The sequence below is a fragment of the Clostridium sp. SM-530-WT-3G genome, from assembly GCF_012843905.1.
Taxonomy (GTDB): domain Bacteria; phylum Bacillota; class Clostridia; order Clostridiales; family Clostridiaceae; genus Clostridium.
In genome coordinates this window covers 1-21752 of the sequence record NZ_JABAGC010000018.1, presented here as the reverse complement: position 1 = coordinate 21752, position 21752 = coordinate 1, and the positions used below count along the sequence as shown (strand labels likewise).

Annotated in this window: 16 protein-coding genes; 13 read left to right on the top strand and 3 right to left on the bottom strand. The window is 27.0% G+C overall.

The genetic code is table 11. The annotated features are described in order from the left end of the window. Positions 1-106: 106 nt before the first annotated feature. Complete coding sequence (locus HF850_RS08265; RefSeq protein ID WP_169104979.1) at positions 107-304, bottom strand: hypothetical protein; 198 nt, start codon at positions 302-304, stop codon at positions 107-109. 199 nt (positions 305-503) lie between these two features. Between HF850_RS08265 and HF850_RS08260 the strand changes: the two genes are divergently transcribed. The 3 genes from HF850_RS08260 (at position 504) to HF850_RS08250 (ending at position 5381) form a co-directional block, all read left to right on the top strand. Continuing rightward, positions 504-2210 carry a cadherin-like beta sandwich domain-containing protein gene (locus tag HF850_RS08260; RefSeq protein WP_169104978.1) on the top strand — a complete coding sequence of 569 codons (1707 nt, stop codon included), beginning with the start codon at positions 504-506 and terminating at the stop codon, positions 2208-2210. 270 nt (positions 2211-2480) lie between these two features. Continuing rightward, positions 2481-3815 (top strand): cadherin-like beta sandwich domain-containing protein, encoded by a 1335-nt coding sequence (locus HF850_RS08255; RefSeq protein WP_169104977.1) that lies wholly within the window; start codon positions 2481-2483, stop codon positions 3813-3815. Positions 3816-4004: 189 nt separating this feature from the next. Beyond that, entirely contained in the window at positions 4005-5381 is a 1377-nt protein-coding gene (locus HF850_RS08250; RefSeq protein WP_169104976.1) for a cadherin-like beta sandwich domain-containing protein, read from the top strand. Positions 5382-5551: 170 nt separating this feature from the next. On the opposite strand, the gene HF850_RS08245 is transcribed toward HF850_RS08250, so the two are convergent. After that, complete coding sequence (locus HF850_RS08245; protein ID WP_206151628.1) at positions 5552-7387, bottom strand: O-antigen ligase family protein; 1836 nt, start codon at positions 7385-7387, stop codon at positions 5552-5554. 222 nt (positions 7388-7609) lie between these two features. Next, on the bottom strand, positions 7610-9019 hold the full coding sequence (locus HF850_RS08240) for an undecaprenyl-phosphate glucose phosphotransferase (RefSeq protein ID WP_169104975.1): 1410 nt from the start codon (positions 9017-9019) through the stop codon (positions 7610-7612). Positions 9020-9238: 219 nt separating this feature from the next. Here HF850_RS08240 and rfbA point away from each other — a divergent pair, with 219 nt between their 5' ends. The 10 genes from rfbA (at position 9239) to wecB (ending at position 21375) form a co-directional block, all read left to right on the top strand. Further along, complete coding sequence (rfbA, locus tag HF850_RS08235) at positions 9239-10120, top strand: glucose-1-phosphate thymidylyltransferase RfbA (RefSeq protein ID WP_169104974.1); 882 nt, start codon at positions 9239-9241, stop codon at positions 10118-10120. Positions 10121-10132: 12 nt separating this feature from the next. Then, positions 10133-10684: a dTDP-4-dehydrorhamnose 3,5-epimerase gene (gene rfbC / locus HF850_RS08230; protein WP_169104973.1), complete on the top strand. Its 552-nt coding sequence runs from the start codon at positions 10133-10135 to the stop codon at positions 10682-10684. Positions 10685-10725: 41 nt separating this feature from the next. Further along, positions 10726-11742, top strand: coding sequence for a dTDP-glucose 4,6-dehydratase (gene rfbB / locus HF850_RS08225; protein ID WP_169104972.1), 1017 nt, complete (start codon positions 10726-10728; stop codon positions 11740-11742). Between the two features lie 197 nt (positions 11743-11939). Continuing rightward, positions 11940-12917, top strand: coding sequence for a glycosyltransferase (locus HF850_RS08220; RefSeq protein ID WP_347564417.1), 978 nt, complete (start codon positions 11940-11942; stop codon positions 12915-12917). Between the two features lie 12 nt (positions 12918-12929). Then, positions 12930-13775, top strand: a complete 846-nt coding sequence (gene rfbD, locus HF850_RS08215) for a dTDP-4-dehydrorhamnose reductase (RefSeq protein WP_169104971.1) — start codon at positions 12930-12932, stop codon at positions 13773-13775. Continuing rightward, positions 13772-14872, top strand: coding sequence for a glycosyltransferase (locus tag HF850_RS08210; RefSeq protein WP_169104970.1), 1101 nt, complete (start codon positions 13772-13774; stop codon positions 14870-14872). Before rfbD ends, HF850_RS08210 begins: the two co-directional genes overlap by 4 nt. Before the next feature lie 33 nt (positions 14873-14905). Next, complete coding sequence (locus HF850_RS08205) at positions 14906-15709, top strand: ABC transporter permease (protein WP_206151627.1); 804 nt, start codon at positions 14906-14908, stop codon at positions 15707-15709. Positions 15710-15735: 26 nt separating this feature from the next. After that, entirely contained in the window at positions 15736-17064 is a 1329-nt protein-coding gene (locus tag HF850_RS08200; protein ID WP_169104969.1) for an ABC transporter ATP-binding protein, read from the top strand. 10 nt (positions 17065-17074) lie between these two features. Continuing rightward, positions 17075-20140, top strand: coding sequence for a glycosyltransferase (locus tag HF850_RS08195; RefSeq protein WP_169104968.1), 3066 nt, complete (start codon positions 17075-17077; stop codon positions 20138-20140). Positions 20141-20250: 110 nt separating this feature from the next. Continuing rightward, entirely contained in the window at positions 20251-21375 is a 1125-nt protein-coding gene (wecB, locus tag HF850_RS08190; protein WP_206151629.1) for a UDP-N-acetylglucosamine 2-epimerase (non-hydrolyzing), read from the top strand. Positions 21376-21752: the final 377 nt, after the last annotated feature.

Below are 21752 nucleotides of genomic sequence, written 5' to 3'. Positions count from 1 at the left end.
GACCGGGCATTAAATTAAAATGATAAACTTTAGCGCCCGAGTATTATGGGGTACATTATTATTATATCCGGAGTTGGAGAATTTATTCTAATATATTTAGATTTTATTACAATATATCATCTGAAATCATATCTTGAGTATAATCGAATTCCTGCGAAGCAATATTGTTGGCAACTATAGGGTCAACAGCTGGATTAGGAATATTTTCAGGTTTACCTACTTCTGTGTAGTTATTGCATTCATCTTCAGTAGGATGATAATTTGTTCTTATTTTTGGTGGGTAAGGTTTCTTGTTTGTTGACATAATATCACTCCCATTAATGAATTTATTATTTTAATTTTGAATAATTAACAGAACTTCTGCATTTATAGAATGTCCTAGTTAATCAGATAATATACAAGATTTTATATGTCATAAATTCATCTTAAAAACCTTTAAATTCATTGTACCTGGTTGAAAAACATGTTAATATTTATAATATAATGGAAAGAGGGGAAAGATTATGAATAAAAAAATAAAAAGAGTAATAGCATTAGCGCTGACAATAAGTGCTTTTTCAACGTTTTCGTCTTTTATACCAGGAGATATATCAAATTTTGTGTCCAAGCCTGTATATGCAGCATCATATGATCCTGAAAATGGCGAATTAGCATCATTAAAAATAAAATCTTCAGAAGGTGAAACATTAAAACTTAAAGATGGATATAATGGTGATGTTGTAAGGCTTAGTGAAGATAAAGAATATTATGTAAAAATGACTGATGGAAGTCGAGGTATAAAAATTGATGCTGAAGTTGAAGGTAAGAATAGAGTAGTTAAAATATTTGAAACTAATAATTCTGATGAAAAAGGTGTAGATTCAGGAAGTGAAATATTACTTGGAAAAGGATATTCAACTATATACATAAGAACATATAAGAGTTCAAGTGCATATAGAACTGCTTATAAAAACAATAATGTTAAAGATTGTGAAGAAGAATATGTTATTCATGTAATGAAAACAGTAAGTAGTTCAAATGAAGATACTTCACAAGACAATATTTACTTAGAAGATTTAGACTTAGGAAAAGGAAAGATAGATTTCTTCAAAGGCACTACATCATACAATGTTAAAGTGTCTTCAGATGTTGAGAGTATAAGAATTACTGCTAAACCTGAAAATAGTAGTGATAGAGTAAGAATTAATGGTAAACTAGTAACTGCAGATGATAAGTATAGAAGAACAGTTGATTTAAATAAAGGTAAAAATGAAATAAAGATAAAGGTTACTGATGATAAAGATAATCAAAGAACATATACTTTAAATATAACTAGAGGAACTTCATCTGATAGAGATGAAGATGAAATTTACTTAGATAATATCCGTTTAAGTGAAGGAAAGTTAAACTTTGATTCAGAAAAAAATGAATATACTATAGATTTGGATGAAAATATAAGTGAAATAGATATTACTGCAATACCTGAAGATGATGATCATTTAGTTACTATAAATGGTGATGAAGTTACCAAAGGTGATGATTATGAAAATACTGTATATCTTAAAAAAGGTGAAAATACAATAAAAATAGTAGTAGAAGATGAACTTAATGAATTAAAAAGAACATATAAATTAACTATAAATAGAGGAAATGCAAAACAAAATACAGAAGATGATAAGAAGAATGATACAGTAGATAATAACGAAAATAAAAATACTACTGGATGGGTACAAACTGACAAAGGATGGCAGTATAAAGATAAAGACGGAAATGTTGTAAAGAGTAAATGGCTTTATGATGAAAACGCAAAAGTATATTGTTATCTAGATGAAAATGGTTTTAGAAAAACAGGGTGGTTCAAAGATAAAGGTGTATGGTATCTTTTAGCTGATAATGGAGTGATGCTTACAGGATGGCAAAAGGTTGGAGACAAATATTATTACATGGATTCAAATGGTGCTATGCAAACTGGATGGTTAAAGATAGAAGATAATGAAACTAAAAAAGTAACATGGTATTACTTAAATCCAAGTGGAGATATGGCTACAGGCTGGCTTAAATACGGAAACAGCTGGTATTATTTAAATTCTGATGGAACTATGGCTACTGGATGGATTATTGATGCAGGTTCAAAATACTATTTAAATGAAGATGGTAGTATGCAGACTGGAACAAAAATAATTGATGGAAAAGAGTACAAGTTCAATAAAAGTGGAGCTGTTATAATCTAATAAGATATTTTTATATAAAAGCAGGAGTTTGATATATAAATTAAACTCCTGCTTTTTTTTATATTATGTGTAATTTAATTTATTGAAAATTTAAGAATACTATAATAGAATTATTGGATTTATATAGTATAATTTTAAATAAAAGGTTTATATTAAAATATTTGTATGAAAATTATCTTGATTTTAAGTATACTAATGCAAATAAAAAGCAGTTAGGTTGTTAAATTAGTATAGTACAAAAAATATAAAAAGAATTGGGGAGGGCTAAATTTGAACCAAAATATAAAAAAAGTTTTATCTATAACATTGTTATTAGGAACTATTTCCGTTATCTTACCTAAAGAATTTATATTTAAAAATATAGAGGTTTCAGCAGCTACATATGATAATGCTAGAAATGGAGAATTAAAAGAATTAAATTTTTATAAGGAAAATGGATTGAGGCTAAGCATATTAAAAAATGGTTTTTATGATAAGGAAATTTCATCATTAGATGATACAGATGAATATTATGTGGTAGCTGATAATTCTGACTATATATCTATAGAAGCAGAAGTAGCTGGAGATGGAAGTAATGTAGTTAAAGCATTTACTACTAATGATAAAGATGAAAGTGGATATGATATTAAAGAAGGAAGGAAAAATGAAATAAGAATAGGGGATGGAACCCAAACTATATATTTAAGAACATATAGAAGTGAAAGTGATTATAAGTATGCATTAAAAAAAGGCAGAGTAGATGACTGCATAAAAACATATACTGTTCATGTAAGAAAAACTTATAAGGTTTCAGAAGCAGAATCACTTAAAAGTACAGTATATTTAAAGGAATTATATCTAAGCGATTGTAATATTAATTTTTCTAAAAAAACAACTAATTATTATTTAAATGTTGATGAAAATGTAAATGAAATATTATTAAGAGCAATTCCAAATGATAATGATGCAACGGTTGAATTAAATAAGGATGAACTTTCAAAAGATGATAATTATGAAAAAAATATTGAGCTTAATAAAGGTGATAATTTATATAAAATAGTAGTTGAAAATGATGATGATATATTAACTTATACATTAAATATATATAGAGGAAAAGAAAATAATAATAAAAAAGATAATAGTGAAAATAGTGATACAAAATCAATATTAGGAGAATCTAATAATTCATCAACTAATGTATGGAGAAAGAAGAATGGTAAGTTACAATATATAGATGGAACAGGACAAGCTTTGAAAAATAAATGGTGGTTTAACATTTATGATGGTAACAACTATTATTTAGACGAAGAAGGATATGTATCTATAGGGTGGAAATCGATAAAAAATAAATGGTATTATTTTGATACTAATGGAGCAATGAAAACAGGCTGGATTCAATCAGAAGGAAAATGGTATTACCTCAACAAAGGAGGAGTAATGCAGACTGGATGGATTAAGGATTCAAATAAAAAATGGTACTACTTAGGTACTGATGGAGCAATGAAAACAGGCTGGATACAAGATGCTACAGGGAAATGGTACTATATGAATGAAAATGGAGAAATGGTTCAAGATACAACGGTAGATGGCTATAAGATAGATTCTGATGGACATTTAGTAGAATAACAGAATGAATAAATGAGTTAAATAATTAATATATTGTCTTATGAAAATATATTATATTAAAATACTACTTTAGCTTTAGAACTATGGGAAAATAAGAATTATAAGTATAATTTTACAAGAGAATAATTTACATAGATAACTTGAAATGGTAAAATGTCATTATATAAAAATAGAAATGAGGGAAAGAATATGAAAAAAGGTGTCAAAAAAGCAGTTGCTGCAGGAATTGCATTTACTGCATTAGGTGCTGTGATTCCAACATCATTACCGGGAAGTGAATTAATAATAGATAGAGCTTATGCAGAAGCAACAAATAATAATAAGCTAACTGATTTAAGATTAGAAACATCAGGTGGAAGTACTATTAAGATTTATGATGATGATGATTATAAAAGTAAGGATAAAGTAGATACAAAGGATATTGAAGAAGATACTCAATATTATGCTAAAACATCATCTAAAAGTATAAAACTTGATGATGTTTCGGGTGTAGACGATGAATATGTAAGAATTTTTGATAGTACATCAAGCTCAACTAAGGGTGTAAAAGTAGGTAAAAAATTTAGTTTATCATCAGGAACTAATAAAATTACAATAAGAGTGTATAAAGAAAAACCAGATGATAATGTAAAGTATAAAGAAGATGATAATAAGCTAGCTGATTATACTATAAAAATAAAATATACTGGTAGTGATGAAGATGATGATGACGATAATGATGATGATAAAATTTATTTAAAAAAATTAGAAGTGACAAATAGAAATGAGGATGATATAAAATTATCTCCTGAATTTGACAAGAAGACTAATAATTATAATGTTGAAGTAAAAAAAGATACTAATTATGTAGTAGTAACAGCAAAACCTGAAGATGATGACGATGATGATGTTAAGGTTAAAATTAATGGGACAACTGTAGACGATGATGATGATTGGGAAAAGAAAGTTTACTTGAATGAAGGAAAAAATGAAGTAGAAGTAAGAGTTAAGAATGATGACGATGATCTTTTGAGAGTATATACATTATACATTTACAGAGGTGTAAAAGCTCCTGAAACGACTTCTACTGATGATAAGAAGAACGAAAATAATAAACAAGAAAACGCTACTACTTTTACGGTTGGACAACCTAATCAATGGATTGGTAATGGTGTTGTATGGAAGAGAACAAATAATAAAGGTGAATTAATAACTAATACTTGGTTCTATGATAATATTTACTGTCAGAATTATTATTTTGATAAAGATGGTCATATGGCTACAGGTTGGAAACAAATAGATGGAAAGTGGTATTATTTTTCAAATGGAGGAGTAAAGCAAACTGGATGGGTGCCTGCTTCTGGTAAATGGTATTATATGGACTCTCAAGGAGTAATGCAGACTGGTTGGATTAATGTAGGAGGAAACTTCTATTACTTAAATCCTGATAAAATTGGACAAGGAGCTATGCAAACAGGTTGGACTAAGATAATGGGATCATGGTATTATTTTGATCAAAGTGGACGTATGCTTTCTAATACAACTATTGATGGTTGTAGATTAGGTGTTAATGGAGCAATGGTTTAATATAGAAAAATTATATAATGTTGATTTACATTGGACTATATAATAGAAAGGAACTATTGTATAGTCTTTTTATATATTGTAATTCATTAAGTAGTAGAATGTATGTTAGTAAACTAGAAAGAAAAAAGAGAGTATAAAAATTACCATATTTTATACTCTCTTTAAATACATTATTTATTCTTTTCTTTATTTGTTTTGTTTATATAGTTAAGTGCGAAACCAACTCCGAATACTATCCAGAATATAGGAGCTACACTTATAGTTGAATCATTAAATATACCAGCTGCTAAATAACCTAACACACCTAGTGTTGTTGCAGCACCTAATGACTCTGAAACAGTATATTTAGCTTTTAAAGCATATAATTTGAAGCTATCCACAAGATATAATATAGCAGCAACTAAAAATGCTATTAAAGCAATTAATCCATCACTGAATGCTATTTGTAAATACATATTATGAGGTTTATCTACTGTCATAATTGATTCGCCATAAGCATAAAGTTTTGCAATCATATCATTTTGAGGGAATTCATACATAAATGTATCTGGTCCGTGTCCTGTTATTAAATGTCCCTTTAAAAGAGGAAGTGTTCTAGACCATATATATCCTCTAGCAGAACCGATTTTTTCTTTGCCTTTAAATCCAATAGATTCAGCATCAACTAATTCAATATCTTGAAAATTATTATTGTCTACTAAATGTAATTTACCATTTGAAAGCTTAAATATAAATGCTGGCTTTGAATTTAAATTTAAATAAAGACCATTGGATTTATTTGCATCTGGAAGTTTTCCAAAAGTAAATGATATATTTGAAAATCTTGGATCAGTAGTAGTAAGATTATTTTTATTTCTAGTATAATCTACAGGATTTCCATTTGAATCTTTAAATACATATTCTCCATTTTCAACATAAAATTCTAAAGAATCATTTTGAAGAACTGCTACTGCACCACCATTATCTGTATATTGAATATCCTTTATTGGTACATTATCCTTTAAATTAAAATCATCATTAGATTTAAATAGACTTACTATATCAGAAGCCATAGAAGGTATTCTAGAGAATATTTTATTACCTGAAACAAAATTAACACCGATTATAATTACACATAATACAACAAATCCTATTAATATAGGCTTCCATTTTGGTAGTAAAAGTTTAACAAAAATAATTATTCCAGCAATTAATGAAACTATTACACCTATAAGGCCAGCACGAGATGTACTACCTAATAAAAGCCATATTGAAAATAAGCATGAAAATATAAGGGCTACTTTGTACATAATATTTTCGAATTCTATTACTGCAGCAATAAATAGAATAGGAAGTACTATAGCCACAAAGCTTCCTACATAGTTATAGTGGAATAGAGTTCCATATAACTTTCCTTTTTCATATAACAAGCTTAAACTACTTGCCTTTATATTATATTTGCTAGGAATAGCAATAAGCTGTCCTAGATTTGTTTTTATTAAATCATAACCAAAATATTGGAACACTCCTAAGAAAGCATTAATAAATACAACTATCATTAAAGGATAAGTTATATATTTATAATCTCCAATACTTTTAAATGCGTAAATAGAGTAGATAAATAATATTAAGTAGCATCCAATAGTTATAATTCCTTCAGCCTTATCATAATATCCCCATATAGTAGTTTGTATATATTTTGAGGATAAAGCAGATATTAATGAAAAAATAAAAAATATTCCCATGCAAGCTATTGATATTAATGTTATCTTGTCTCTTTTCTTAAATAAATCTTTAAAAAATATTATACTTAATAAAATAAGTATTCCACAGAAAATCATAAGCATAAAAGCTTTATTTTGTGAGAATAAGTCCAATTCTGAAGCTTCACCAACTAGCTTTACAGCAGCAGGATCAATTGCAACCTTTTTCATACGCACAATCAATGGAACAATTGTAAGTATTACTGCAATAGGAAAAAATAAAGTTATAGATTTTTCCTTGCAAAATTTCTTGAAGTTCTCCAATTTCAACACATCCTATATTAAAATTTTATTTTAGTATTGCAGTAATTTATTTATAGATAATTAAAAGATAATAGCTACGTATCACTGCAAATATGTAATATTATAGCACTGTATAAATGGGTTGACAATTTAAAGTAAACATACTTATGTAAAATAAAAAAATCCCTATTTATAATTAAATAAGTGGATATTTAATTATAAATAGGGAATATTAAATTTATATTAATTATTAAGTGTTTTTTCGTTAGAATTGGTTATAATAATTTCATTATTTTTGAATCCTTTAAATGCAGTTTTAAAGAGAATGCTTAAATCAAGGAGTAGGCTCCAATTTTCTATGTAATGAATATCAAATTCTATTCTCTTCTTTATAGAAGTATCACCTCTATATCCATTTACTTGAGCTAGCCCAGTTATTCCAGGTTTAACTTGATGCTTCACCATATATAAAGGGATTTCGTCTTTAAACTCATCAACAAAATGAGGTAGTTCAGGTCTTGGACCAACTAAACTCATATCACCTTTTAAAACATTAAAAAATTGAGGTAGTTCATCTATAGAGAATTTACGAATAAATGAACCGAATTTTGTTTTTCTAGGATCGTTATTTGTAGTCCAGCCAGAGTTTTCTTCGTTATTCACTCTCATAGACCTAAATTTATACATAGTAAAAACCTGTTTATTTAATCCTACACGTTTTTGTTTGAATATGATAGGACCCTTTGATGTTAACTTAATAATTATTGAAGTAACCAGCATTATAGGGCTTGTTAAAATGATTAATAACAATGAACCAATTACGTCCATACTTCGTTTCATAAACGCATTACCCATATTATCAAGGGGAATTCTTCTTATATTTATAAGTGGTAAATTTCCTATTTGATCTATATAAGGCTGACTTGGAATGTATTTGTAGCAAAATGGAATTATAGATATTTTAGTTCCACTATGTTCACAATCAGAAACTACTTTTTCTAAATACTTTGCATCATAGACATCTAGAGCGCAAATTACTTCATCAAACTTATATTTGTACAGTACATCTAAAAGGTTTGAATAATTACCAAGTTTCTTACCTTCAAAATTATCAGACTCAGAAACATACCCTACATAATTAAATCCATAATCTTTATTTGATTTTATTACATTAAGATATTCGCGAGCAGTTTCACCACTTCCTACTATTAATACATGCTTTAAATTTAACCCCTTTTTTCTTAACTCAGATAGAACTTGTCTTAAAGTAAAACGCTTAATAATGACTGTTCCTGTATTAACAAAATAAAATATTATTATTACCCATCTTGATATATCTACTATTTTTAAAATATAGAGCAATGAAAGAATTATTGCAACAAAAACAGTGTTACATTTAATAATATTAATGCTTTCTTTTATAAATCGTGATGTTCGAATAGGATCATACAAGTTAAAAAATAAATATAAAATAAGATTAATAGGAACAAGAAAAAATGAAAATTTCATATAAATATTTAATTTTATGTATACTGTATTTGGGGAAAATATATAAAAACGGATAAAGTATGACAAAGCCATAGATAAAAATAACAAAATTATATCGCTGGCTGCATTTATTCTATTTAATAATTTTTGATTTTCTTTAATCATAATAATATTCCTTTACAAAATCAAATGATTAGCAGAATAATTAAATTCTACAAATTGTATAATATCATTTTGTATAGATATATTCAATAAAACAAATGCTTTTGGAAAAATAGTAAAAAAGAATATATACGTTTATTTGTTGGTGTTTATATGATAAAATAAGTAGAAGAATGAAGAGTAATAAATGATTATAAATATAAATTTAAGGAAGTGAAGTTTTTGACAAAAGGAATTATTTTAGCTGGTGGAAGTGGAACAAGATTGTATCCATTAACTATGGTTACATCTAAACAGTTATTACCAATATACGATAAACCTATGATTTATTATCCATTATCAACGTTGATGTTGGCAGGAATAAGAGATATATTAATAATTTCAACTCCTAAAGATTTGCCTAATTTTGAGAGATTGTTAGGTGATGGATCTAGATATGGAATAAATTTATCATATAAAATTCAACCGTCTCCAGATGGGTTAGCACAAGCTTTTATATTGGGAGAAGAATTTATAGGAAATGATAATTGTGCAATGATATTAGGTGACAATATATTTCATGGAAATGGCTTAACTAAACAGCTAAAAAAATCAGTGGAAAATAGAGAACGAGCAACAGTATTTGGTTATTATGTAGATGACCCTGAGCGTTTTGGAGTAGTTGAATTTGATGAGAATGGGCAAGCTTTATCGCTAGAAGAAAAACCTGAAAGACCAAAATCAAATTACGCTGTAACAGGGTTATATTTTTATGATAATAATGTAGTTGAATATGCAAAATCATTAAAACCATCAGCTCGTGGAGAGTTGGAAATAACTGATTTAAATAAAATATATCTTGAAAATAAGAAGCTTGATGTTATTACATTGGGACGTGGATATGGATGGCTTGATACTGGAACTGTTGATAGCTTAAGTGAAGCTAGTGAATATGTTCGAGTAGTTGAAAATAGACAAGGGTTAAAGATTGCATGTTTAGAAGAAATATCGTATAAAAATGGATGGATAGATAAAGAAACATTACTTGAAAGCGCTAATCAATATGGTAAAAGTCCATATGGAGCTCATTTAAAGAATGTTGCAGAAGGTAAGGTTATATATTAAAGAGGTGTAGTTATGAAATTAACAGAAACAAAGATAAAAGGTGTTTACATAGTAGAACCACAGGTATTTGGAGATGAGAGAGGATGGTTTATGGAAACTTATTCTGCTATAAAAACTCCAGAAATAGCTTGTGATTTTGTTCAAGATAACCAATCTTATTCAAAAGGAAAGGGAATTCTAAGAGGAATTCATTTTCAAAATGGTGAACATGCACAGGCAAAACTTGTAAGAGTAGTAAGAGGAGCTGTACTTGATGTAGCGGTAGATTTAAGAAAGGGTTCTCCTACATATAAACAGTGGGTAGCTGTTGAATTGTCTGCAGAAAATAAAAAACAATTATTTATACCAAGAGGATTTGGACATGGATTTGTTACATTAACAGATGATGTTGAATTTGTATATAAAACTGATAATTACTATAATCATGAAAGTGATAGAAGTATTAAATTTAATGACCCTGAAATTGGTGTTGAATGGGGAATAGAAAATCCTGTTCTTTCTGAAAAAGATAAAAATGCACCTTTATTAAAGGATAGTGATTGTTCATTTGTTTATAAAAAATAGTAAAATTAAAGTATTTTATTTTGAAAGGTAAGGAATAATTAATGAAAATAGTTGTAACTGGTGGAGCAGGTTTCATTGGAGGAAATTTTGTTCACTATATGTTAAATAAATACAAAGACTATAAGGTAATTGTAGTTGATGCATTAACATATGCAGGAAATATGGAAACATTAGATAGTGTAAAAGATAACCCTAATTTTTCCTTTCATAAAATAGATATTGCTGATAGAGATGCAGTGTATGAAATGTTTGAAAAGGAACATCCAGATATGGTAGTAAACTTTGCAGCAGAAAGTCATGTTGATAGATCTATAGAAAATCCAGAAATATTTTTAAAGACTAATGTAATGGGGACAGCAGTACTTATGGATGCTTGCAGAAAATATGGTATTAAAAGATATCATCAAGTATCAACAGATGAAGTATATGGAGATTTGCCATTAGATAGACCAGACTTATTTTTCACTGAAGAGACTCCTATTCATACTTCAAGTCCATACTCTTCAAGTAAAGCATCAGCTGACCTTTTAGTTGGAGCTTATCATAGAACATATGGATTACCTGTAACAATTTCAAGATGTTCTAATAACTATGGACCATATCATTTTCCAGAAAAGCTTATTCCTCTAATGATTGCAAATGCATTAAATGATAAAGAATTACCTGTATACGGAACAGGTGAAAATGTTAGAGACTGGCTTTATGTAGAAGATCATTGCAGAGCAATTGATTTAATAATTCATAATGGTAAAGTTGGAGAAGTATACAACATAGGTGGACATAATGAAAGAACTAATCTTGAAGTAGTAAAAACTGTACTTAGAGAATTAGGTAAATCAGAAGAATTAATCAAATTTGTTGGGGATAGAAAAGGTCACGATATGCGTTATGCAATTGATCCTACAAAGATTCATAATGAACTAGGATGGCTTCCTACAACAACATTTGATGAAGGAATTAAAAAGACTATTAAATGGTATTTAGATAATAAATCATGGTGGGAAAACATAATAAGTGGCGAATATCAAAACTATTATAAAAAAATATACACATATTAAAAGGTTAGCTATGCTAACAATAAGAACTTTTACTTATTAAAAAAGCAGCTATGATGCATATATGAACATTTCACAGATAGATAAGAGGCTTAGCGCAAATACGAACTTCTCACAGATAAAAAAAGTACGAAGTACATTTAAAGCATGTTTAATATCTATATATAAATATTTTAGTAAGAATAAGGAGTAAATAAATTGTGTTGAAAAAAAATATACAAAAACCTTTGGTTTCAATATTAATGGCAGTTTATGATCCTAATTATGAATGGCTTAAAGAGCAGCTTATATCATTAAATAATCAAACATATTCAAATTTAGAATTAATAATCTATGATGATTGTCCTGAAAATAAGGTGGATGAAGAATTTATAAAAAAATATATAACAAATATGGAACTGACTATAATTCATGGAGAGAGGAATTTAGGATCTAATAAAGCATTTGAAAAACTTACTCAAGTGGGTAAGGGAGAATATTATTCTTATTGCGATCAAGATGATATATGGGAATCTGGAAAAATATCTCGTATTATGGAAAAGTTTGATGATTCAAATGTTACATTAGCGTTTTGTGATTTGTCTATAATTGATAAGGATGGAAAAAAGACAAGTGATAGTTTAAGAAATATACGAAGACGTATTGTATATAGACGAGGATATAATCTAGAAAAAGAATTGTTAATGACTAATTTTGTAACTGGATGTGCTATGATAGTGAAAAAAGAAGTAGCTCAAAGAGCAATGCCGTTTATTAGTGAAATGGTTCATGATCAATGGATTGCAATTATAGCAGCAAAAGAAGGTAAGATAGAGTTTATAGATGATGCTTTAGTTCAGTATAGGCAACATGACTCAAATCAAACAGGAATATTAAAAGGTATTTACGATAAAAAATCATATTATGAAAAACGAATAGATAAATTTTTAGATAGATATGAAATATTGAAAAATAGATTAGATGAAGATACCTTTATAAAAAATATTATTAATGAAACAATTATATGGTTAAGAGCTAGAGATGAGTATTCAAAGAAGCATACGATATCAAGTTTATTTACAATGATTAAATATAGAAAATTTCATAAGGAATCTATATTAATAGAAATTTTTTTACCAATAATTCCTGAATATATATTCAAAATGATTATAAGATTAACAAAGAAAGGATTATTATAAAGGAAAAATTACATGATTTTAATTACAGGTGTTAACGGACAATTAGGCTTTGACATAGCTAAAGAATTAAAGAGGAGGAATGTTGAATTCATAGGAACTGCAAAAAATGATTTAGATGTAACAGATAGAGAGGCAACAGAAAATTATATATTAAAAATTAATCCAGACTGTGTAATTCATTGTGCTGCATATACAGATGTAGATAGAGCTGAAGAAGAAAAGGATATGTGCTATAAAGTTAATTGTATAGGAACTGAAAATATAGCTAGAGCATGCAAAAAAGCTGGAGCAAAAATGATATATATTTCTACAGATTACATATTTGATGGAAAAGGAAAGATCCCATTTGAAGTTAACGATGCTGCTAATCCATTAAATGTTTATGGAAGAAGTAAATATGAAGGAGAGAAAAAGGTAAGTGGACTATTAGAGAAGTATTTTATTGTAAGGGTGTCTTGGATATTTGGAGCTAACGGAAAAAATTTTGTAAAAAGTATGCTCAATTTAGGTACTAGAAATAGAAATTTAAATGTTGTATGTGATCAAGTTGGAAGTCCTACGTATACTGTAGATTTAGCAGTGATATTATGTGATATGTTAGCAAGTGATCAATATGGAGTTTATAATGTTACTAATGAAGGATTTTGTTCATGGGCAGAGTTTGCTGAAGAAATTATGAAACAAAGTAACTTAGGATGTAAAATAAACTACATTTCAACAAAAAAATATAGAACAAAAGCAACAAGGCCACTTAATTCAAGAATGTCAAAATTAAAGTTATATAGAGCTGGTTTTAAAAGAATGCCATTATGGAACGATGCGCTAAATAGATATTTAAGGGAAATTGGTGTGATATGAAAATTTTGTATTTTTCAACAGTTAATTGGAAATGGATAAAACAAAGGCCACATTTTATATGCACATATTTAAGTGAAAGTGGATATGATATTACATATTTATCTATAACACCATTTTTAAAACAAAAAAAATTTACAGGTAAACTTAATAAAAATTTATCTATAAAAGATAAATATGTTATACCCTATTCATCAAAGATTAAAGTAGTAAAATTAATAAATCGTTTTTATATAAAATCTATTTTGAAAAAAGAAAACTATGATATTGTTATATTAACTCATCCGGAACAATATCAGTATTTACCTGATGATTTATTAGATAAAAAGGTTAAAAAAATTTATGAATGTATGGATAATATTCCGTATTTTTATAGTGGAAGTATGCGAGAAAAGGTTATAGAGCAAGAAAGAATGTTGTGCAAAAATGTTGACTATATAATTGCTAGTTCAAATTATTTAAAAGAAAAAATAGTTAACAATTATATGGCGGACAGTAATAAAATAGAAGTTATAAAAAATGCGTTAGATTCTAGCATATTATTATCTAATAATCATTCTGAAATAAAATTATCTCATCCTAATCTTGTATACATAGGAACAGTTGGTGAATGGTTTGATATGGATGTTCTGGAAAAATTTGCTAGAAAATATTCTTATTATAAAATTTATATAATAGGACCTGTTGATAAAGAAAAAGTTAAGAGAAGAAAAAGTAAGAATATAATATTTATAGGTAGTATCGATCATAAACAAATATCTAATTATATACAGAATGGTGACATAATGTTAATACCATTTAAAGTTAATGAATTAATTAAAGGTGTAGATCCAGTAAAGATTTATGAATATTTAGTATTTAATAAACCAGTATTAACATCTTATTGGAAAGAATTAGAAGGTTATAAAGAAAATGAATATGTTTATTTTTATGAGAATTTTGACGAGTTCGTAAAAAATGTAGAGAGTATTGTTAATAATAATATATGTAATACAAATATAAATTATAATTTCTATCAAAAAAATAATTGGTTGAGCAGAGTTGATAAGTATAGAGTTATAATTAAAAATTTATATAAAACACAGAAATTAAATGAATAATAATGTAAAAATATTCATAGTGAGGATTAATTTATGATAAGAAATTTAAAAAATTTAATTAAAGAAATATATAGTGATAAAGGATTACTGTGGGCATTTTCATGGAAAGATTTTAAAAGAAGATTTGCAGGATCTTTTTTTGGAATGACATGGGCATTTGTTCAGCCGTTATTAACTATGATAATCTATTGGGTAGTATTTCAATTTGGATTTAGAAGTGGTGATGTTGGAAAAGTACCATTTGTATTATGGTTTATGTGCGGAATAGTTCCATGGTTATTTATTTCAGAGGCATTTTCTATTGCGAGTAATAGTTTTCTTGAATATAGCTATTTGGTTAAAAAAGTTATTTTTAATATAAATATATTGCCTTTAGTAAAAATATTATCTTCATTATTTATACATTTATTTTTTATTATACTATTAATTATTATTTGTTCTATATTTGGCTATTATCCTAATATATATATGATTCAGATTTTTTATTATATGCTATGTACAATAGTATTTACATTTGCTATTTCGCTAATTTGTTCATCTATTATGGTATTTTTTAGAGATTTAAATCAAATAATAGGTATAATATTATTAATAGGAATGTGGGGTACACCTATAGCATGGAATACTGAAATGTTCCCTGAAAGATTACGTTTTTATTTTAAACTAAATCCAATATATTATATAGTAGAAGGATATAGAGATTGTTTTGTTAATAAGATGTGGTTTTGGGATAAATACAATCAGACAGCTTATTTTTGGATATTAACAATAGTTTTGTTGTTTATTGGGTCTGTTATATATAATCGATTAAAACCACATTTTGCAGATGTAATGTAAATATATATTAAGAAAAGAGGATATATATGGAAAAAGATTCTATATTTAATACAAATGAAAATAAAATAATAGTAGATAATATATCAAAATCATATAAAATGTATAATACGCCAATGGATCGAATGAAAGAAGCCCTAAGTTTTACAAATAAAAAAAAACATACTGAGTTTTGGGCTCTTTCGGATGTTAGTTTTAATGTTAAAAAGGGAGAAATATTAGGGATACTTGGTCGTAATGGAGCAGGAAAGTCTACATTATTGAAGATTATTACTGGTGTATTGCAACCGACTAAAGGAGAAGTAAAAACTAAAGGGAGAATATCATCATTATTAGAATTAGGAGCAGGATTTAATTATGAATATAGTGGAATAGAAAATATATATTTTTATGGAATGCTAATGAAGTTAACAAAAGAGCAAATTGATGACAAATTAGAAGAAATAATTAATTTTGCTGAAATAGGAGATTATATTTATCAACCAGTAAAAACATATTCAAGCGGAATGTTTGCAAGATTAGCATTTTCATGCGCAATTAATGTAGAACCAGACATATTAATTGTAGACGAAATATTAAGTGTGGGAGATATAAGATTTCAAGCAAAATGTTTTAATAAATTTAAGGAATTCAAGCAAAAAGGAGTAACAATTTTATATGTTGGACATGATGTGGGATTAATGAAAACATTTTGTGATACAGTTATGTGGTTGAATAATGGAAAAATAGAAATGCAAGGAGATCCATCTTATGTTGTAGCAAAGTATACTGAATTCATGTATTTAGATGACATTTCTGAATTTACAAGTTATAAAAAGTTTAATGATAATGATGAATCTGAAATGGAAGAAGATACAGAAAAGCAAGACGATAAAGATAAAACAAAAAATTACGAAATTAAGAGTAATGAAGAAAATAGTATTAATCACTGGGGAACTAGTGTGGGTATGATAAAAAATGTAAAGTTAACTGATGCTAATGGAAACGAAATAAAGTATTTTTCACCTACTGATGAAATTAAGATAATAATAGATTTCAAAAGTATAGAAAATATAGATTATGAAAAATTTTCAGTGGCATTTTCAATAAAAAATAAAGAAGGTACTGATTTAATTGTAAAAACAACTTATGATGAAAAGATTGTATTTAACAAAGATAAAGAATATCATCAAGTTACATTTACATTAAAGACACATTTAGCATCAGGTGAGTATTATTTGGTAGTTGCATTAGAAGACAGGACTAATCTTGCAACTATGTATTATGAATATATAGAAGGAGTGAAATATTTCAAAGTTTTTAGTAAAAAAAGAATATTTGGAATTTTAGATCCTGAAGCTGATATCTATGTGAAATGAGGTAAGAAATATGGAAAATAAAGATTATACTTTAAATTCAAAAGAGTATTGGAATTATAGATTTAATGAAAATTGGGAGAAGGCTAAAGGAATTGAACAGACAAGATATTTTGCAAATTTAGCATGTAGTTTATTTCCAGAATGGCTTATAAAAGATGTATGTAAAAATTCATATGATATATGTGATTTAGGATGTGCAGAGGGAGATGCTGTACCTGTGCTTCAAAAAACTTTTCCGATGTGTAAAATACATGGAGAAGATTTTTCGGAAAATGCAATAGAAATTGCTAGAAGTAAATACTCTACATTTGATTTTAATATATCAGATATATTAAATCCGGATAAATCAAAAAAATATCCTGTTATATATTCTTCTAATACAATTGAGCATTTTAAAAATACATATGAGGTATTGAGCAAAATTGAAAGTAGGTCTTTGAACTATACATTAATATTAATGCCATATAGAGAAGATTTTGAAGTTCCTGAACACGAAGTTGTATTAGGTACAAGTGATATTCCACTTGTATTAGGAGAAAGTAGTTTAGTATTTGCAAAGTCAGTATATTGTAATTCGGAATATTATGGAAGAGAACAGATGCTTTTAATATATAGTAAAGATAAAGATGTGAAAAGAGTTTCATTATTATCTGACTGTGTTGAACAAGTATCAAATTTACAACAGAAAAATATGAAAAACGATTATAATAAGCTACATGATGAATGGCAGAAAATTAATGATGAATTATATATATCTAGAGAAGATTTGAAACAGTTGAAAAATGATTTTAATGAATTAAAAGAAGAAAAAGATAAAATTATTAATATTAATAAGGATTTGCTTGATGAGAAATCTTTATTAAAAGAAGAAATAGAAGATTTAAATAATGAAATTTTAAATTTAGAAGGCATAAATTCAGAAGATATAAATTCAAAGGATGATGTAAAAGAGGATATAAGAGAAAAACTAATCCATATAGATAATTACTTGCAGCAAATAAATAGTATTAAGAGCTATAAGCAATTACTATATTTGAGAAGGATTAAGGATCAATTGATAAAAGGATCTAAATCAGAAAAAAAAGATTTTATCAAATATACATTAAATAGAATGTTAAAAAGAGAAAAATATATATGTAATGATTTAAAATATTTTGATGGAATAAATATAGCCAGACAATCATTATCCAATGTTATACAAAATGATTTTAATCAAAATGTGCACTTTAAAAATAACATTACTTTTGAACAAAATAAAAAGAATACTAGTCAAGTATATATTTTTGCGGGAATACCATATTATGATATAGGTGGTGGACAAAGATGTTCACAATTAGCAAATACATTCAATAAAATGGGATATGAAGTACACTATTTTTATGCATTTGATTCAAATGAAAGTGTAAAATTTAATTTACAACTACCAACAGTAATTCATGAATCAATAGACAATATATCAATAAGTGATGTATTTTCATCAATTAAAGAAGAGGCAGTGTTTATATTTGAAGCACCATATATTAAATTTGTTCCATATTTAGAAAAAGCTAAAAAACTAGGAATAAAAACTATTTATGAACATATTGATAATTGGGAAACAAGCCTGGGTTCACTTTTATATGATCCTAAATCATTTGAAAGTTTTATTAAAGATAGTGACTATTTAATAGCAACAAGTATTGAATTACAAAAACAAATAAATAAATATACGGAAAAAGAAGTACATTATTTACCTAATGCAGTTGATATTACAATATTTGAGCCTAAATATAATTATGAATGCCCAAAGGATTTAAATATTGGTAAAGAAAAAACATTATTGTATTTTGGATCACTTTGGGGAGAATGGTTTGACTGGGATTTAGTAAAGAATACAGCATTAGAATGTCCAAATAGCACATTTAATATGATAGGAGAATATTCTGGAATTCCTGATATTGTTAAAAGTATGCCGCCTAATGTATATTTTTTAGGGCTTAAGAAGCAAAGTGAATTGCCAGCATATCTTCATTATAGCGATATTGCAATGTTGCCATTTAAGAATTGTGAAATTGGAAAATATGTATCACCACTAAAAATATTTGAGTATATTGCTATGGAAAAGCAAGTATTAGCAACACCATTACCTGATATAATTGGATATCCTAACACAATATGTTCAGAAGACTATAATGAGTGGGTAAACACTATAAAATCACATATAGAATTAGAAAGTACTTCAGAATTTATTGCAGCAAATAGTTGGTATAATAGATGTAATAATATAATAGACATCAGTAATATTGAGTATTTAAAAGAAAGCGATTATTCAAAGAATTCAATATCAATAATAGTATTGAATCATAATAATAAATCTGTAATTTTTAGGTGTATCGACTCATTATTAAATCACAATAAAAATTATAATTATGAAATAATTGTTGTTGATAATGATAGTACTGATGGTTCTTATGAATTATTAGAAGAGAGATATAAAGATAGGATTATTCTTGTTAAGAATACAAAGAATGGATGTTCATCTGGAAGAAATATTGGAATTAAACATTCAAGTGGAGAAAAATTAGTATTTATTGATAGTGACCAATGGGTTATAAGTGATAGATGGTTAGATGCTGGAATATATATATTACAAAAAAATAAAGGTGTTGGTGCTGTATCATGGGGTGCAGGATGGTTTGAAAAAAATAAATTAAGAGGACCAATTGTTGATTACATGCCTAATAGAGGAATTTTACCTTGGCAGTTATTTAGAGATGATGTCTCTTACTTAGCAACCAGTGGATTAATAATGGAAAAGAAAATTTTTGAATTAATAGATGGTTTTGATGAATATTATGATCCAACTTGTTTTGAAGATACAGATTTAGCATTTCAGATAATGGATTTAGGTCTTAAAATTGCATATACACCATATATAAGTTTAATGCATTTGCCACATCAAACAACAAAATCAGGAAGTAATAGTCATAATAAACTTATGGATAGAAACGGAATGTATTTCAAAAAAAAGTGGAAAGAAAAAAATCCAGCTATATTAGCGAAATCGTGGGAATTAATTGAAAATATTCAATACTAGAATTATTTTTATAAATAAAATTTTTTCGAGTTGATTAACTTGAAAAAATTTTATTTGATTGGGTGATGTTTATTATAAGGAAATAAAATTTAATTTAGGAGGAAATTATGATGGGAATTATTAAAGTACTATCAGTATTTGGAACAAGGCCAGAAGGAATAAAGATGTGTCCATTAGTTAAAGCAATTGAAAATGATGATAGATTTGAATCTATAGTGTGTAATACTGCACAACATAGAGAAATGTTAGATGAAGTTTTAAAGATTTTTGATGTTAGACCTCAATATGATTTAAATTTAATGAAACCTAATCAAAAGTTAGTTGATATATCTACTAATGTGTTAAATGGAGTTAGTAAAGTATTAGAAGAATGTAGACCAGATATAGTATTAGTGCATGGAGACACTTCAACAACTTTTAACTCAGCATTAGCAGCATTTTATAATAAAATACCAGTTGGACATGTTGAAGCAGGGTTAAGAACGTATGATATGTATTCACCTTTTCCAGAAGAATTAAATAGAAGGCTTACAGGAAGTATTGCTACGTTGCATTTTGCCCCAACAAAAACTAATGAGGATAATTTACTAAAAGAACAGATAAATAAAGAACAAATATTTGTTACTGGTAATACAGTAATTGACGCTCTTTTGAGTGTAATAGATGATAATATAATATTTAATCAAAAAGTTTTAAACAATATAGATTACAAAAATAAAAATGTAATATTACTTACTACTCATAGAAGAGAAAATTGGGGAAAGCCAATGAAGAATATATTCGATTCCATAATAAAAATATTAAAAGAAGATGAAACAGTTGAAGTAATATTTCCTATGCATAAAAATCCAATGATACGTGACTTAGCACATAATTATTTTGATGTGTTGAATGATAGGGTACATTTAATCGAACCACTTGAATATGTGGAATTTGCTAATCTTATGTTTAAGGTTAAACTTATAATGACTGATTCAGGTGGAATACAAGAAGAAGCACCAACACTTGGAAAACCAGTATTAGTTCTTAGAACTGAAACTGAACGTCCAGAAGCTGTAAAGGCTGGAACTGTTAAAATTGTAGGTATTGAAAGTGAAAAAATATATAAAGAGGTAAAACAATTATTAGCTGATGATTTATTATATAATAAGATGTCTAAAGCATCTAACCCATATGGCAATGGAGATGCTTGCATAAAGATATTGAATCATATATATAATTATTTTAATAACTAGGGATAAAATATAATAATATATTTTAGGGGGTGTAAGTGCAAGAGCACTTACATTTTCTTGTGGTACAGGAAATTATAGAATTTAGGACAAGCAAAATCTAGGTATAATCCAGTTTTGTGGTTATTAATATATTAATTCTAAGGAGCGTGGCGCAGCCACTTTTTTATTAATATAATGTCCTACTATAAAAAATATGAAAATAACGCGTTGTGCTATTTTTAGAATTACAATTTTTGTAATTCTAAAAAGGCGCAAAATTTGCCTATACAAAATTCAATAATTTTTTAACCAAATATAAGTGATAAATTGCAATAACAAATTGAACTAATTTCTATATATGACTTAAATGCTTGAATTTACTTATGCTATATAGATTT